Raw genomic sequence first — 12,775 nt, 5'->3', positions numbered from 1 at the left:
CCAGATGGCCATGCCGCTCCGACAGTCCATCAAGGTCGCTACGTACTTGGCTGAACAGAAGCTCCGCCGGCGGGACAAGTTCCCCCTGATCGTCGAGTTGGAGCCGTTGTTCGCCTGCAACCTCAAATGCGAGGGGTGCGGCAAGATCCAGCATCCGGCCGGGGTGCTCAAGCAGCGGATGCCGGTCGCCCAGGCCGTGGGGGCGGTCATGGAGTCCGGTGCCCCGATGGTGTCCATCGCCGGCGGCGAGCCGCTGATGCACCCGCAGATCGACGAGATCGTCCGCCAGCTGGTGGCCAAGCGGAAGTACGTCTTCCTGTGCACCAACGCCATGCTGCTGCGCAAGAAGATGGACCAGTTCACGCCCTCGCCCTACTTCGCCTTCGCGGTGCACATCGACGGCCTGCGCGAGCGGCACGACGAGTCGGTGGCCAAGGAGGGCGTCTTCGACGAGGCGGTGGAGGCGATCAAGGAGGCCAAGCGGCGCGGCTTCCGGGTCACCACCAACTCGACCTTCTTCAACACCGACACCCCGCAGACCATCATCGAGGTGCTCAACTTCCTCAACGACGACCTCCAGGTCGACGAGATGATGATCTCGCCCGCCTACGCCTACGAGAAGGCCCCCGACCAGGAGCACTTCCTCGGCGTGGAACAGACCCGCGAGCTGTTCAAGAAGGCCTTCGCGGGCGGCAACCGGCGGCGCTGGCGGCTCAACCACTCCCCGCTCTTCCTGGACTTCCTGGAGGGCAAGGTCGACTTCCCGTGCACGGCCTGGGCGATCCCGAACTACTCGCTCTTCGGCTGGCAGCGCCCCTGCTACCTGATGAGCGACGGGTACGTGCCGACCTACCGGGAGCTGGTCGAGGAGACCGACTGGGACAAGTACGGCCGCGGCAAGGACCCGCGCTGCGCCAACTGCATGGCGCACTGCGGCTACGAGCCCACCGCCGTCCTCGCCACCATGGGATCGCTGAAGGAGTCCCTGCGCGCCATGCGCGAGACGGTCTCCGGGAACCGGGAGTGACGTCATGACCGCCATCCCGCTGGGCGTCCCCGAGGTGCCGGTCCGGCCGGTGGCACAGCGGCGCGCGTCGCGCCGGATCCAGGTCGGTCCGGTGCCGGTCGGGGGCGGGGCCCCGGTGTCGGTGCAGTCGATGACGACGACCCGCACCTCGGACGTCGGCGCCACGCTGCAGCAGATCGCCGAACTCACCGCGTCCGGCTGCCAGATCGTCCGGGTCGCCTGCCCCACGCAGGACGACGCGGACGCGCTGGCGACCATCGCCCGCAAGTCGCAGATCCCGGTCATCGCCGACATCCACTTCCAGCCCAAGTACGTCTTCGCGGCCATCGAGGCGGGCTGCGCCGCCGTACGCGTCAACCCCGGCAACATCAAGCAGTTCGACGACCGGGTCAAGGAGATCGCCCGGGCCGCCAAGGACCACGGCACACCGATCCGGATCGGCGTCAACGCCGGGTCCCTGGACCGCCGGCTGCTGCAGAAGTACGGCAGGGCCACCCCGGAGGCGCTCGTGGAGAGCGCGCTGTGGGAGGCGTCCCTGTTCGAGGAGCACGACTTCCGGGACATCAAGATCTCCGTCAAGCACAACGACCCGGTGGTGATGATCGAGGCCTACCGGCAGCTCGCCGAGCAGTGCGACTACCCGCTGCACCTGGGAGTCACGGAGGCCGGTCCGGCGTTCCAGGGGACGATCAAGTCGGCGGTGGCCTTCGGCGCGCTGCTCTCCCGGGGCATCGGCGACACGATCCGGGTGTCGCTGTCGGCGCCGCCGGTCGAGGAGGTCAAGGTCGGCATCCAGATCCTGCAGTCGCTGGGACTGCGGGAGCGCCGGCTGGAGATCGTCTCCTGCCCCTCCTGCGGACGCGCCCAGGTCGACGTGTACAAGCTGGCCGAGGAGGTCACGGCAGGGCTGGAGGGCATGGAAGTGCCGTTGCGCGTGGCCGTCATGGGGTGCGTGGTCAACGGTCCCGGCGAGGCACGGGAGGCCGATCTGGGAGTGGCCTCCGGCAACGGCAAGGGGCAGATCTTCGTGAAGGGCGAGGTCATCAAGACCGTCCCCGAGTCGAAGATCGTCGAGACGCTGATCGAAGAGGCGATGAAGCTCGCCGAGCAGATGGAGCAGGACGGCGTGGGGTCGGGGGAGCCGGCCGTCACCGTGAGCTGAGCAGCACGGAATGCGAAGGGGGCCCGAGCGTGACGATTCTGGAGACCATCCGGGGACCACGCGACCTGAAGGCGCTGTCCGAGGCGGAACTCGGTGAACTGTCCGACGAGATCAGGGAGTTCCTGGTGCACGCGGTCGCCAGAACCGGCGGCCACCTGGGGCCCAACCTGGGGGTGGTGGAGCTGACCGTCGCCCTGCACCGGGTCTTCGAGTCACCGGCCGACCGCATCCTGTGGGACACCGGCCACCAGAGCTACGTCCACAAACTGCTGACCGGACGCCAGGACTTCTCCAAGCTGCGCGGCAAGGGCGGCCTGTCGGGCTACCCCTCGCGCGAGGAGTCCGAGCACGACGTCATCGAGAACAGCCACGCCTCCACGGCGCTCGGCTGGGCCGACGGGCTCGCCAAGGCCCGCCAGGTGCAGGGGGAGAAGGGCCACGTCGTCGCCGTCATCGGGGACGGGGCGCTCACCGGCGGCATGGCCTGGGAGGCCCTGAACAACATCGCGGCCGCCAAGAACCGCCCGCTGATCATCGTCGTCAACGACAACGAACGCTCCTACGCCCCCACCATCGGCGGGCTCGCCAACCACCTCGCGACCCTGCGCACGACCGACGGCTACGAGCGGGTGCTGGCCTGGGGCAAGGACGTGCTCCAGGGCACGCCCCTGATCGGCACCCCCCTCTACGAGGCCCTGCACGGCGCGAAGAAGGGCTTCAAGGACGCGTTCGCCCCGCAGGGCCTCTTCGAGGACCTGGGCCTGAAGTACGTCGGCCCGATCGACGGGCACGACATCGGGGCCGTGGAGTCCGCCCTGCGGCGCGCGAAACGCTTCCACGGGCCGGTCCTCGTGCACTGCCTCACGGAGAAGGGCCGCGGCTACGAGCCCGCCCTCGCGCACGAGGAGGACCACTTCCACACCGTCGGCGTGATGGACCCGCTGACCTGCGCGCCGCTCTCGCCCGCCGGCGGCCCGTCCTGGACGTCCGTGTTCGGCGACGAGATCGTGAGGATCGGCGAGGAACGGGCGGACGTGGTGGCGATAACCGCCGCCATGCTGCACCCGGTGGGTCTCGGCGCCTTCGCCGAGCGGTTCCCGGACCGGGTGTGGGACGTCGGGATCGCCGAGCAGCACGCGGCCGTCTCCGCGGCCGGCCTGGCGACCGGCGGCCTGCACCCGGTCGTCGCCGTCTACGCCACCTTCCTCAACCGCGCCTTCGACCAGCTCCTCATGGACGTCGCCCTGCACCGCTGCGGGGTGACCTTCGTGCTGGACCGGGCCGGTGTCACCGGTGTCGACGGGGCCTCCCACAACGGCATGTGGGACATGTCCGTCCTTCAGGTCGTGCCGGGTCTCAGAATCGCCGCGCCGCGGGACGCCGACCAGCTGCGGGCCCAGTTGCGCGAGGCGGTCGCCGTCGACGACGCGCCGACCCTGGTGCGCTTCCCGAAGGAGTCGGTGGGGCCGGAGATCCCCGCCGTCGACCGCGTGGGCGGACTGGACGTGCTGCACCGCGTCGCCGAGCCGCAGGTGCTCCTGGTGGCCGTGGGCGTGATGGCGCCCGTCTGCCTCCAGGCCGCCGAACTCCTCGAAGCCCGCGGCATCGGCTGCACGGTCGTCGACCCGCGCTGGGTCAAGCCCGTCGACCCGGCGCTGCCCGGGCTCGCCGCCGAGCACCGCCTGGTCGCCGTCGTCGAGGACAACAGCCGGGCCGCCGGGGTGGGTTCGGCCGTGGCGCTGGCGCTCGGTGACGCCGACGTCGACGTGCCCGTACGGCGGTTCGGCATCCCGGAGCAGTTCCTCGCGCACGCCAAGCGCGCGGAGGTGCTCGCCGACATCGGTCTGACCCCCGTCGAGATCGCCGGACGGATCAGCGCGAGCCTGACCGTCAAGGATGAGCTGTCCAAGGAGCCACAGGAATGACAACCGCCGAGTCCGCGTCGGAGTCGTCGCAGGCCGGGGAATTCGACCTCGTCGCGCTGCTGGCCGAGCGCGGGGCCGAGCGCTACGAGCTGCACACCCGGTACCTCAACCACCAGCTCCCGCGCATGCTGCACACCATCGGCTTCGACAAGGTCTACGAGCGCGCCGAGGGCGCCTACTTCTACGACGCGGACGGGCGCGACTACCTGGACATGCTCGCCGGGTTCGGGGTGATGGGGCTCGGCCGCCACCACCCCGTGATCCGCAAGGCGCTGCACGACGTCCTGGACGCGCAGCTGGCCGACCTCACGCGGTTCGACTGCCAGCCGCTGCCCGGACTGCTGGCCGAGAAGCTGCTGGCGCACAGTCCGCACCTGGACCGGGTGTTCTTCGGCAACAGCGGCACCGAGGCCGTCGAGGGCGCCCTGAAGTTCGCCCGGTTCGTCACCGGCCGCCCCAGGGTCCTGTACTGCGCGCACGCCTTCCACGGCCTGACCACAGGCTCCCTCTCCGTCAACGGCGAGTCCGGCTTCCGCGACGGCTTCGCCCCGCTGCTGCCCGACACGGCCGTACCGCTCGGCGACCTCGACGCCCTGGAGCGCGAGCTGAGGAAGGGCGACGTCGCCGCCCTGATCGTCGAACCCATCCAGGGCAAGGGCGTGCTGGAGTCCCCGCCCGGCTACCTGCTCGCCGCCCAGGAGCTGCTGCACCGGCACAAGGCGCTGCTCATCGCCGACGAGGTGCAGACGGGCCTCGGCCGCACCGGCGACTTCTACGGCTACCAGCACGAGGACGGGGTGGAACCCGACCTGGTGTGCGTGGCCAAGGCGCTCTCCGGCGGCTATGTGCCCGTGGGCGCCACGCTCGGCAAGGACTGGATCTTCAAGAAGGTCTACTCGTCCATGGACCGCGTGCTCGTCCACTCGGCGAGCTTCGGGTCGAACGCGCAGGCCATGGCGGCGGGCCTGGCGGTGCTGTCGGTGATGGAGAACGAGCAGATCGTCGCCAACGTCCGGGCCACCGGCGAGCGGCTCAGGTCCCGGCTCGCGGCGCTGACGGACCGGTACGAGATGCTCGCCGAGGTGCGCGGCCGGGGACTGATGATCGGCATCGAGTTCGGCCGGCCCGGATCGCTGAAGCTGCGCAGCCGCTGGACCATGCTCCAGGCCGCGCGCAAGGGACTGTTCGCGCAGATGGTCGTCGTACCGCTGCTGCAGAAGCACCGGATCCTCACCCAGGTCTCCGGCGACCACATGGAGGTGATCAAGCTGATCCCGCCGCTGATCATCGGCGAGCGGGAGGTGGACCGGTTCGTCGACGCCTTCACGGCCGTGATGGACGACGCGCACGACGGCGGTCTGGTGTGGGACTTCGGGAAGACACTGGTCAAGCAGGCGGTGGCCAACCGCTGAGGCGCGCCGCACGCGGCGGCGCGCGGCTTTTTGCCTGTGAGGCAAGAAATTTGCCGCTGAGGCAAGGCTCCGGCTGAATGGAGGCATGAGCTCCTCCGAGATCGAGCGGCCCCTCGGGGCCGACTCGCCGGCCGACCAGCCGGCCGGTGCGCTGCCCGCCGTGGTCGCGCCCCAGCTGCGGGCGCTGCGGCGCCAGGCCTCCCTGACGCTGGAGGCCGCGGCCCGCGCCGCCGGGCTGTCACCCGCCCACCTCTCCCGTCTGGAGACCGGGCAGCGCCAGCCCTCGCTGCCGATGCTGCTCGCGCTCGCCCGGGTCTACGGTACGACCGTCTCCGAGCTGCTCGGCGAGACGGTCGCCGGCCGGGACGCCGTCGTCCGCGCCGCCGACATGGAACCGACCGCGGCGGGCGGCTGGACCTACTGGCAGGCCGGCGCCCCCGGGCGCGGGATGCAGGCCCTGCGGGTCCACGTCCCGTACGGCTCCCAGGGCGACATCGTGCGCGTCCACCCCGGCGAGGAATGGCTCCATGTGCTGCGCGGCCGGCTGCGGCTGCGCCTCGGGGACACCACGCACCGGCTGGCGCCCGGCGACAGCGCCCACTTCGACTCGCTCACCCCGCACCGCATCGCCGCCGAGGACCACGACGGCGTCGAGCTGCTCTTCGTCCACACCCTGCTGCAGAGCCCCTCGGCCGCCCTCTGCCTGGGCCCGACGCCTGGAGAGACGCCATGAGGGACATGGAGGAGAAGTTCCCGCGCGCCCTGTGGGTGCGGCTGTTCATCTATCTCATCCTGGGACACGTCTTCGCCGCGTTCATCTACCTGCTGTTCGAGGTGGGTGCCAAGTAGCCCCCCCGGCGGCGCCTCAGTCGAGGAGCCGCTCGCGCAGCCGCTCCCGGGTCTCCGGGGCGAGCTTCAGCCCCTTCTCCAGGTAGGGGTCGACACCGCCCCAGGTCTCCTCGATGGTGTCGAAGGCGGCCGTGAGGTACTCGGCGCGCGCGTCGAACAGCGGGCTGAGCAGCTCCATGACCTCGGGGGAGTAGGCCGAGGCGTGGGAGCTGCTGCGGTGCACCTTGTAACGGCGGTGCTTGGCGTTGGACTTCAGGTAGTCCTCGACGATCGCCTCGCGCTCGACGCCCAGCGCGAGCAGCGTCACCGCGATGGACAGGCCCGCGCGGTCCTTGCCCGCCGCGCAGTGCATCAGCGCGGGGACGCTGTCCTCGGCGAGCGCGTGCAGCACGCGGGAGTGCTCGGCCGTGCGGCTTCCGATGATCATGCGGTACGAGGCGATCATGCGGTCCGCGCCCTTGCCGTCCGAGAGGATCGCGCGCAGCTGGTCCAGATCGCCGTCGCGGACCATCCGCCAGAACTCGGCGCCGTCGGCCGGGTCGCTCAGCGGCAGGTTCACATTGCGCACGCCCGGCAGCTCGACGTCCGGCCCCTCCAGCTTCTGGTCGGCCGCGTTGCGGAAGTCGAAGATCGTGTGCAGACCCAGGCCGGACAGGAAGGCGGCGTCCTCACCGGTCGCGTGGGCGAGGTGGCCGCTGCGGAACAGCACGCCCTGCCGCACCCGCCGTCCGTCCACGGTCGGCAAGCCGCCCACATCACGGAAGTTGCGCACTCCGGCCAGCTCGGGCTCGGTCGACGGGACCTGCTGCGTCACGAGGGCTCCTCCCCTTCGGCGCCGTCGGCGCGGCTCGTCGACGGGCACCACTCGACGATACGACATGCCTGCCTGGGGAAATGAGTTGTCCACAGGCGTTGCAGGGAGCCCCCCGAGCCCTTGATGATGTTGCGGCCTGGTCGCACCTGGTCGGGCTTGTTCGAATCTGTGAGGGCTTGATGCTGGAGATCTCCGAAGACGGACGTACGTGGGTGCTGTCGGGACCGGCCAGCAGCTACGCCGTCCACGTCACCGACCGGGACGAGTTGCTGCACCTCCACTGGGGCGCGCGGATCGGCCTCGCCGACGCCGAGGCCCTCGCCGTCCGGCCGCTGCCCGAGTACTGGCCCTTCGAGTCCCCGCTCGACGGGCGCGAGGAGTACCCGGTCGAGGGCGGCCCCCGGTTCGCCCGGCCCGCCCTGTCCGTGCGCACGCCCGAGCGGCGCGGTACCGAGTGGGTCCACGAGGGCCATGACGCCGAGGACGGTGAGCTGCGGCTCCGCTTCCGCGACGGCGACCTGGCCGTCACGCTGCACTACCGGATGCGCTCCTCGTCGGATGTCGTCGAGCGCTGGGTGACCCTGGAGAACCGGGGACCCGCCGTCGAGGTGCTGCGCGCCGACTCCGCCACCTGGACCCTGCCCGACCGCGACGCCTGGCGGCTGTCCCAGCTGCACGGCCGCTGGGGCGCCGAGTCCCGGCTGACGCGCTCCGCGCTCACCCACGGCGAGAAGGTCATCGGCAGCCGCCGCGGCCACACCTCCCACCAGCACCTGCCGTGGGTCGCGCTCGACACCGACGCGACCGAGGAGCGCGGCGAGGTCTACGGCTGCGCCCTGGGCTGGTCCGGGTCGTGGCGGATCGCCGTGGCCCAGCTCCCGGACGCGCGCGTGCAGATCACCGGCGGCGCCGGCCACGACGACTCGGGCCTGCTGATGCTGGGCACGGGGGAGTCGTACACGAGCCCCGTCTTCGCCGGGCTGTGGACCGACGGCGGATTCGGCGGGGCGAGCCGGGCCTGGCACGCCTACCAGCGGGCCCACGTGATCCCGGATGCCCACCAGGGCCGCCCGGTGCTGTTCAACTCCTGGGAGGCCACCGAGTTCGACATCTCCGAGGAGCAGCAGCGGGCGCTGGCCGAGCGGGCCGCCGCCATGGGCGTCGAGCTGTTCGTGGTCGACGACGGCTGGTTCGGGGCGCGCACCAGCGACCGGGCCGGGCTCGGCGACTGGACGCCCAACCCCGACCGCTTCCCCGGCGGGCTGAAGCCGCTCGCCGACCAGGTGCACGGGCTCGGCATGCAGTTCGGCATCTGGGTCGAGCCCGAGATGGTCAACCCGGACAGCGAGCTGTACAGGGCCCACCCCGACTGGGTGCAGTACCAACCGGGACGAAAGAGGACGGAGTTCCGCAATCAGCTCGTGCTGAACCTGGCCCGCGAGGACGTCCAGCAGTACCTGTGGGAGCAGCTCGACGGGCTCCTCTCCAGCGCCCCGATCGACTACGTCAAGTGGGACTTCAACCGCTGCTTCACCGACGCCGGCTGGCCGGACGACCCCTACCCGCAGCGGCTCTGGGTCGACCACGTGCACGCCCTGTACGCCCTGCTGGACCGCCTGCGGGCCGCCCACCCGGGCGTCGCCTTCGAGTCCTGCTCGGGCGGCGGCGGCCGGATCGACCTCGGGGTGCTGAGCCGCACGGACCAGGTGTGGACCTCCGACAACACCGACCCGCTCGACCGGCTCGCCATCCAGCACGGCTTCAGCCAGCTCCACCCCGCGCGCGTGATGGCCGCCTGGGTCACCGACAGCCCGAACGCCATGCTCAACCACCGGGCCAGCTCCCTGCGGTTCAGGTTCGTCAGCGCCATGGCCGGGGTGCTCGGGGTCGGCGGGGACCTCACGAAGTGGACGCCGGAGGAGCTCGCCGAGGCGAGGGAATGGGTGGAGCTCTACAAGGAGATCCGGCCCGTGGTGCAGCGCGGCGACCTCTACCGGCTGCGGCCCCCGGAGGGCGGCCTGAGCGCGGTGCAGTACGTCCTCGGCGACGAGACCGTGGTCCTCGCCTGGCTCCAGGCGCAGCGCTTCGGCGAGCCCGTGCCGGCGCTGCGGCTGCGGGGTCTCGACCCGACAGCGGTGTACGAATGCCTCGAAACGGGCGAAGTTCACCGGGGCGCCGTGCTGCTGCACCACGGGCTGCGGGTCGGCCTGCGCGGGGACCTGGATGCCACTGTCGTCCGTCTTAAGCGGAAGTAGTCGTTCTTGTCCGAATAGGTCGCTTCGGTCGTTTGGATATAACGTGCCCCGATCGTAAAGGAGATGGGGTCGGGGTGCGTGACCATCGTCATATTCGTGACGATCCGTTGTCGCCATGTTCACGTAATTCCGGCGTTATTCAGGGTCATTGCGGAAAACGGGAGATCGGCAATCCACGCTCGGTGACGGGAAATGTGGCGGCGCGTCAAGAAAAACGCCGTCACAGGCAACCGCAAGCTTGTCCCGTTGCGTCTTGGTCGCTTACGTTCCACACCAATCCGGACGGACGCCTAATCCTGCCGCCGCCCGGAGCCCGCACACACTGACCCGTGTACGGCAGGAGCGGGGGACCCACAGGTACGACGCCTGTTCCGGTTCCCGGAACGGCTTGGGGTTAAGCCACGCCTCGGCGCGGCCGGGCATCTCCAGCCCGCACCCGACAGCTCACCTCGTAGGCGCCGGAGAGGAATTCGCCATGCCCGCGAAGGGTAAGCACCGCCGCCCGAAGACCCAGCGTTTCACCCGCTCCATCGCCGTCGCCGGAACCGGCGGGGCCGCTCTCGCCCTTCCGCTCATGGGGGCCGCCGGCGCCCACGCCGCCACCCCGCAGTCGGCCCCGGAAAAGGCCGTCCAGTCCGCTCCGGCCGCCGAGAAGCAGGCCCCCGAAAAGGCCACCGGCGCGCGCACGTACACCGTGAAGGCCGGTGACTGTCTCGCGAAGATCGCCGACGAGCAGGACGTCAGCGGTGGCTGGAAGAAGCTCTACGCGGACAACCGTGACGCCGTCGGCGACGACCCGTCGCTGATCCACCCCGGCCTGAAGCTCTCGATCGGCAAGAAGGCGGCGGCGAGCGCGCCCGAGGCGCCGTCCGCGCCGAAGGCCTCGGCCGAGAAGCCGGCGAAGAAGTCCTCCGCGGCCGAGTCGCCCGCGAAGGCGGAGACCGCCGCGAAGCCGGCCGCGGCCAAGCCGGCCGCCGAGAGCAACGCCGGCGGCTACACCTCCCCGGTGGACGGCGCCACCGTCGGCACCCCGTACCGCATGTCCGGCAGCATGTGGTCCAGCGGCTACCACACCGGCGTCGACTTCGTCGTCCCGACCGGCACCTCCCTCAAGGCCGTCGGCGCGGGCACGGTCGTCTCCGCCGGCTGGGGCGGCGCGTACGGCAACCAGGTCGTCGTCAAGCTGAACGACGGCCACTACGCCCAGTACGCCCACCTGTCCCAGCTCTCCGTCTCGGCCGGCCAGACCGTGACCGCCGGCCAGCAGGTCGGCCTGTCCGGCGCGACCGGCAACGTCACCGGACCGCACCTGCACTTCGAGATCCGCACCGCGCCGGGCTACGGCTCGGACATCGACCCGGTCGCCTTCCTGCGCTCGCACGGCGTCTCCGTCGGCTGACCGACCGCACGACCACCTGCCTGACACGCGACCGTCGGCCGGACCCCGATCCCCGGGTCCGGCCGTCGGTGTGTCCGCCTGCCGACGGGCCCAAGGGATCGACAGCGGGCGGCAGTTGGGACACAGTGATCCCGTCGTGAGTGCAAGCGCTTTCTGAAGGAGCTGTGTCCCGTGCCGACCACCCGCAGAACGTTCGGAGCCCTGGCCGCCGGAGCGGCCCTCGCGGCCCTCGCCCCGACGACGGCCGCGCACGCCGCGCCCCGGCACCGCCGGCTCATCGCCCACGACGACTTCCGCCACGGACTCGGCCGGTGGGCGACCGAACTGCAGGACGGCGGCAGCGTCACCGCCTCGCGCGGCGTCCTGGAGATCGACGTGCCGAGCGGGGCGACGGTCTGGTTCAGGCAGCGGCTGGAGGGGCCGTACGTCCTCGGGTACACCGCCACCCCCGTCTCCGAGGGCGGGGTCAACGACCGCGTCTCCGACCTCAACAACTTCTGGAACGCCACCGACGTCCGCTCCCCGGAGGACCTCTTCGCGACGCCCCGCGGCGGGGCCCTCGACGAGTACGACCACCTCACGACGTACTACGCCGGCTACGGCGCCAACTACAACACCACGACCCGGCTGCGCCGTTACGTCGGCGAGCCCGGCGTCCGCCCCCTGGTCTTCGACTACGCCGAGCCGCTGCTGGTCCCGAACGAGCCGAACCGGGTCCGGATCGTCTCCGACGGCTCCACGGTCAGGTGGTGGAACAACGGGCGGCTCGTCTTCGACCACACCGACCCGCGGCCCTACACCGGCGGCCACTTCGCCTTCCGGACGGTGTGGAGCCATTTCCGGATCACGGACTTCCGGGTCTGGCGGCTTGCCCCGAAACATCCCTGACGGGCCGCCTATTCCTCAGTTGGCGAACACTTTAGGAGTGGCTTATCTCACCGCCCGTCAACCCTTTCCTACGGTCGCGTAGGTCACATTCGAGGGTGAATCATGAACGGCTGTGGCAGACGATTCGAAGAGTGACAGCAGAGCAGTGATCGGGTCGTACGTGGCGGTGGGGGACAGCTTCACCGAGGGCGTCGGTGATCCCGGCCCCGACGGGGCGTTCGTCGGCTGGGCCGACCGGTTCGCCGTCCTGCTCGCCGACCTCCGGCCCGAGGGCGACTTCCGGTACACCAACCTCGCCGTACGCGGAAAGCTCCTCGACCAGATTGTGGCGGACCAGGTGCCGCGGGCCGTCGACATGGCCCCGGACCTCGTCTCGTTCTGCGCCGGGGGCAACGACATCCTCCGGCCCGGCACGGATCCGGACGAGGTGGCCGAGCGCTTCGAGCGGGCGGTCGCCCAGCTCACCGCCGTGTCCGGCACGGTGATGGTGACGACCGGTTTCGACACGCGTGGCATGCCGGTGCTCAAGCACCTGCGGGGCAAGATCGCCACCTACAACGGACACGTCCGGGCCGTCGCCGACCGGTACGGCTGCCCGGTCCTCGACCTGTGGTCCCTGCGCAGCGTGCAGGACCGCAGGGCCTGGGACGCCGACCGGCTGCACCTGTCGCCCGAGGGGCACACGCGCGTGGCGCTCCGCGCGGGCCAGGTGCTCGGTCTCGACGTGCCGGCCGACCCCGAGCAGGAGTGGCCCCCGCTGCCGCCGCGCGGCACCCTCGACATCCGGCGGGACGACGTCCACTGGGCGCGCGAGTTCCTGGTGCCGTGGATCGGTCGCCGGCTGCGCGGGGAGTCGTCCGGCGACCATGTGACGGCCAAGGGGGCGCTGTCACCGGACGACATCAGGATGCGGATCGCCTCGGTGGCTTGAGCTTCTGTGGCGTGAAGGGCTTTTCGTGGGGAGGGACCCGACGGGCAAGCTGATGCTCCGCTTCGAACGCGGCACCCTCAACCCCCAGGCGATCCCCTCCACCCTCGTCTTCG

11 protein-coding genes, 1 pseudogene and 1 riboswitch are annotated in these 12,775 nt (G+C 70.9%); of the genes and pseudogenes, 11 read left to right on the top strand and 1 reads right to left on the bottom strand.

The features are described from left to right. Positions 1 to 4: 4 nt before the first annotated feature. The 6 genes from hpnH to ABZ948_RS18110 all read left to right on the top strand — a co-directional run bounded on the left by hpnH (position 5) and on the right by ABZ948_RS18110 (position 6,375). A complete protein-coding gene (gene hpnH / locus ABZ948_RS18135; protein WP_114256569.1) occupies positions 5 to 1,027 on the top strand; it encodes an adenosyl-hopene transferase HpnH in 1,023 nt (340 codons plus the stop codon). Positions 1,028 to 1,031: 4 nt separating this feature from the next. Beyond that, complete coding sequence (ispG, locus tag ABZ948_RS18130) at positions 1,032 to 2,189, top strand: flavodoxin-dependent (E)-4-hydroxy-3-methylbut-2-enyl-diphosphate synthase (RefSeq protein ID WP_359760652.1); 1,158 nt, start codon at positions 1,032 to 1,034, stop codon at positions 2,187 to 2,189. 29 nt (positions 2,190 to 2,218) lie between these two features. After that, positions 2,219 to 4,114, top strand: coding sequence for a 1-deoxy-D-xylulose-5-phosphate synthase (gene dxs, locus ABZ948_RS18125; protein WP_359760650.1), 1,896 nt, complete (start codon positions 2,219 to 2,221; stop codon positions 4,112 to 4,114). Continuing rightward, positions 4,111 to 5,526, top strand: coding sequence for an aspartate aminotransferase family protein (locus tag ABZ948_RS18120; protein ID WP_359760648.1), 1,416 nt, complete (start codon positions 4,111 to 4,113; stop codon positions 5,524 to 5,526). The genes dxs and ABZ948_RS18120 overlap by 4 nt, the downstream gene beginning before the upstream one ends. Before the next feature lie 85 nt (positions 5,527 to 5,611). Next, entirely contained in the window at positions 5,612 to 6,259 is a 648-nt protein-coding gene (locus ABZ948_RS18115) for a helix-turn-helix domain-containing protein (protein WP_359760647.1), read from the top strand. Beyond that, positions 6,256 to 6,375 (top strand): DUF6126 family protein, encoded by a 120-nt coding sequence (locus tag ABZ948_RS18110; RefSeq protein WP_037865280.1) that lies wholly within the window; start codon positions 6,256 to 6,258, stop codon positions 6,373 to 6,375. The genes ABZ948_RS18115 and ABZ948_RS18110 overlap by 4 nt, the downstream gene beginning before the upstream one ends. A gap of 16 nt (positions 6,376 to 6,391) precedes the next feature. On the opposite strand, the gene ABZ948_RS18105 is transcribed toward ABZ948_RS18110, so the two are convergent. Further along, positions 6,392 to 7,189: a tyrosine-protein phosphatase gene (locus ABZ948_RS18105; protein WP_359760644.1), complete on the bottom strand. Its 798-nt coding sequence runs from the start codon at positions 7,187 to 7,189 to the stop codon at positions 6,392 to 6,394. A gap of 179 nt (positions 7,190 to 7,368) precedes the next feature. Between ABZ948_RS18105 and ABZ948_RS18100 the strand changes: the two genes are divergently transcribed. The 5 genes and pseudogenes from ABZ948_RS18100 to ABZ948_RS18080 all read left to right on the top strand — a co-directional run. Next, entirely contained in the window at positions 7,369 to 9,444 is a 2,076-nt protein-coding gene (locus ABZ948_RS18100) for an alpha-galactosidase (RefSeq protein ID WP_359760643.1), read from the top strand. 310 nt (positions 9,445 to 9,754) lie between these two features. After that, positions 9,755 to 9,915: riboswitch (cyclic di-AMP (ydaO/yuaA leader) on the top strand. Positions 9,916 to 9,919: 4 nt separating this feature from the next. Further along, positions 9,920 to 10,843 (top strand): M23 family metallopeptidase, encoded by a 924-nt coding sequence (locus ABZ948_RS18095; RefSeq protein ID WP_359760641.1) that lies wholly within the window; start codon positions 9,920 to 9,922, stop codon positions 10,841 to 10,843. Between the two features lie 171 nt (positions 10,844 to 11,014). Continuing rightward, on the top strand, positions 11,015 to 11,731 hold the full coding sequence (locus ABZ948_RS18090) for a DUF6250 domain-containing protein (protein ID WP_359760639.1): 717 nt from the start codon (positions 11,015 to 11,017) through the stop codon (positions 11,729 to 11,731). Positions 11,732 to 11,876: 145 nt separating this feature from the next. Continuing rightward, positions 11,877 to 12,662 carry an SGNH/GDSL hydrolase family protein gene (locus ABZ948_RS18085; RefSeq protein ID WP_359760783.1) on the top strand — a complete coding sequence of 262 codons (786 nt, stop codon included), beginning with the start codon at positions 11,877 to 11,879 and terminating at the stop codon, positions 12,660 to 12,662. A 34-nt stretch (positions 12,663 to 12,696) separates the two neighbouring features. Further along, positions 12,697 to 12,775 (top strand): annotated as a pseudogene (locus ABZ948_RS18080) (TlpA family protein disulfide reductase); the annotation flags it as partial.

The organism is Streptomyces olindensis, from assembly GCF_040645895.1.
Classification (GTDB): domain Bacteria; phylum Actinomycetota; class Actinomycetes; order Streptomycetales; family Streptomycetaceae; genus Streptomyces; species Streptomyces olindensis.
The sequence above is the reverse complement of the archived record's forward strand: the minus strand, read 5'-3'. Positions and strand labels throughout refer to the sequence as shown.

Bases quoted from the DNA above. Each gene is read 5' to 3' on its own strand.
- hpnH (WP_114256569.1), top strand. From the start codon at position 5: ATGGCCATGCCGCTCCGACAGTCCATCAAGGTCGCTACGTACTTGGCT.
- ispG (WP_359760652.1), top strand. From the start codon at position 1,032: ATGACCGCCATCCCGCTGGGCGTCCCCGAGGTGCCGGTCCGGCCGGTG.
- ABZ948_RS18120 (WP_359760648.1), top strand. From the start codon at position 4,111: ATGACAACCGCCGAGTCCGCGTCGGAGTCGTCGCAGGCCGGGGAATTC.
- ABZ948_RS18115 (WP_359760647.1), top strand. From the start codon at position 5,612: ATGAGCTCCTCCGAGATCGAGCGGCCCCTCGGGGCCGACTCGCCGGCC.
- ABZ948_RS18110 (WP_037865280.1), top strand. From the start codon at position 6,256: ATGAGGGACATGGAGGAGAAGTTCCCGCGCGCCCTGTGGGTGCGGCTG.
- ABZ948_RS18100 (WP_359760643.1), top strand. From the start codon at position 7,369: ATGCTGGAGATCTCCGAAGACGGACGTACGTGGGTGCTGTCGGGACCG.
- ABZ948_RS18095 (WP_359760641.1), top strand. From the start codon at position 9,920: ATGCCCGCGAAGGGTAAGCACCGCCGCCCGAAGACCCAGCGTTTCACC.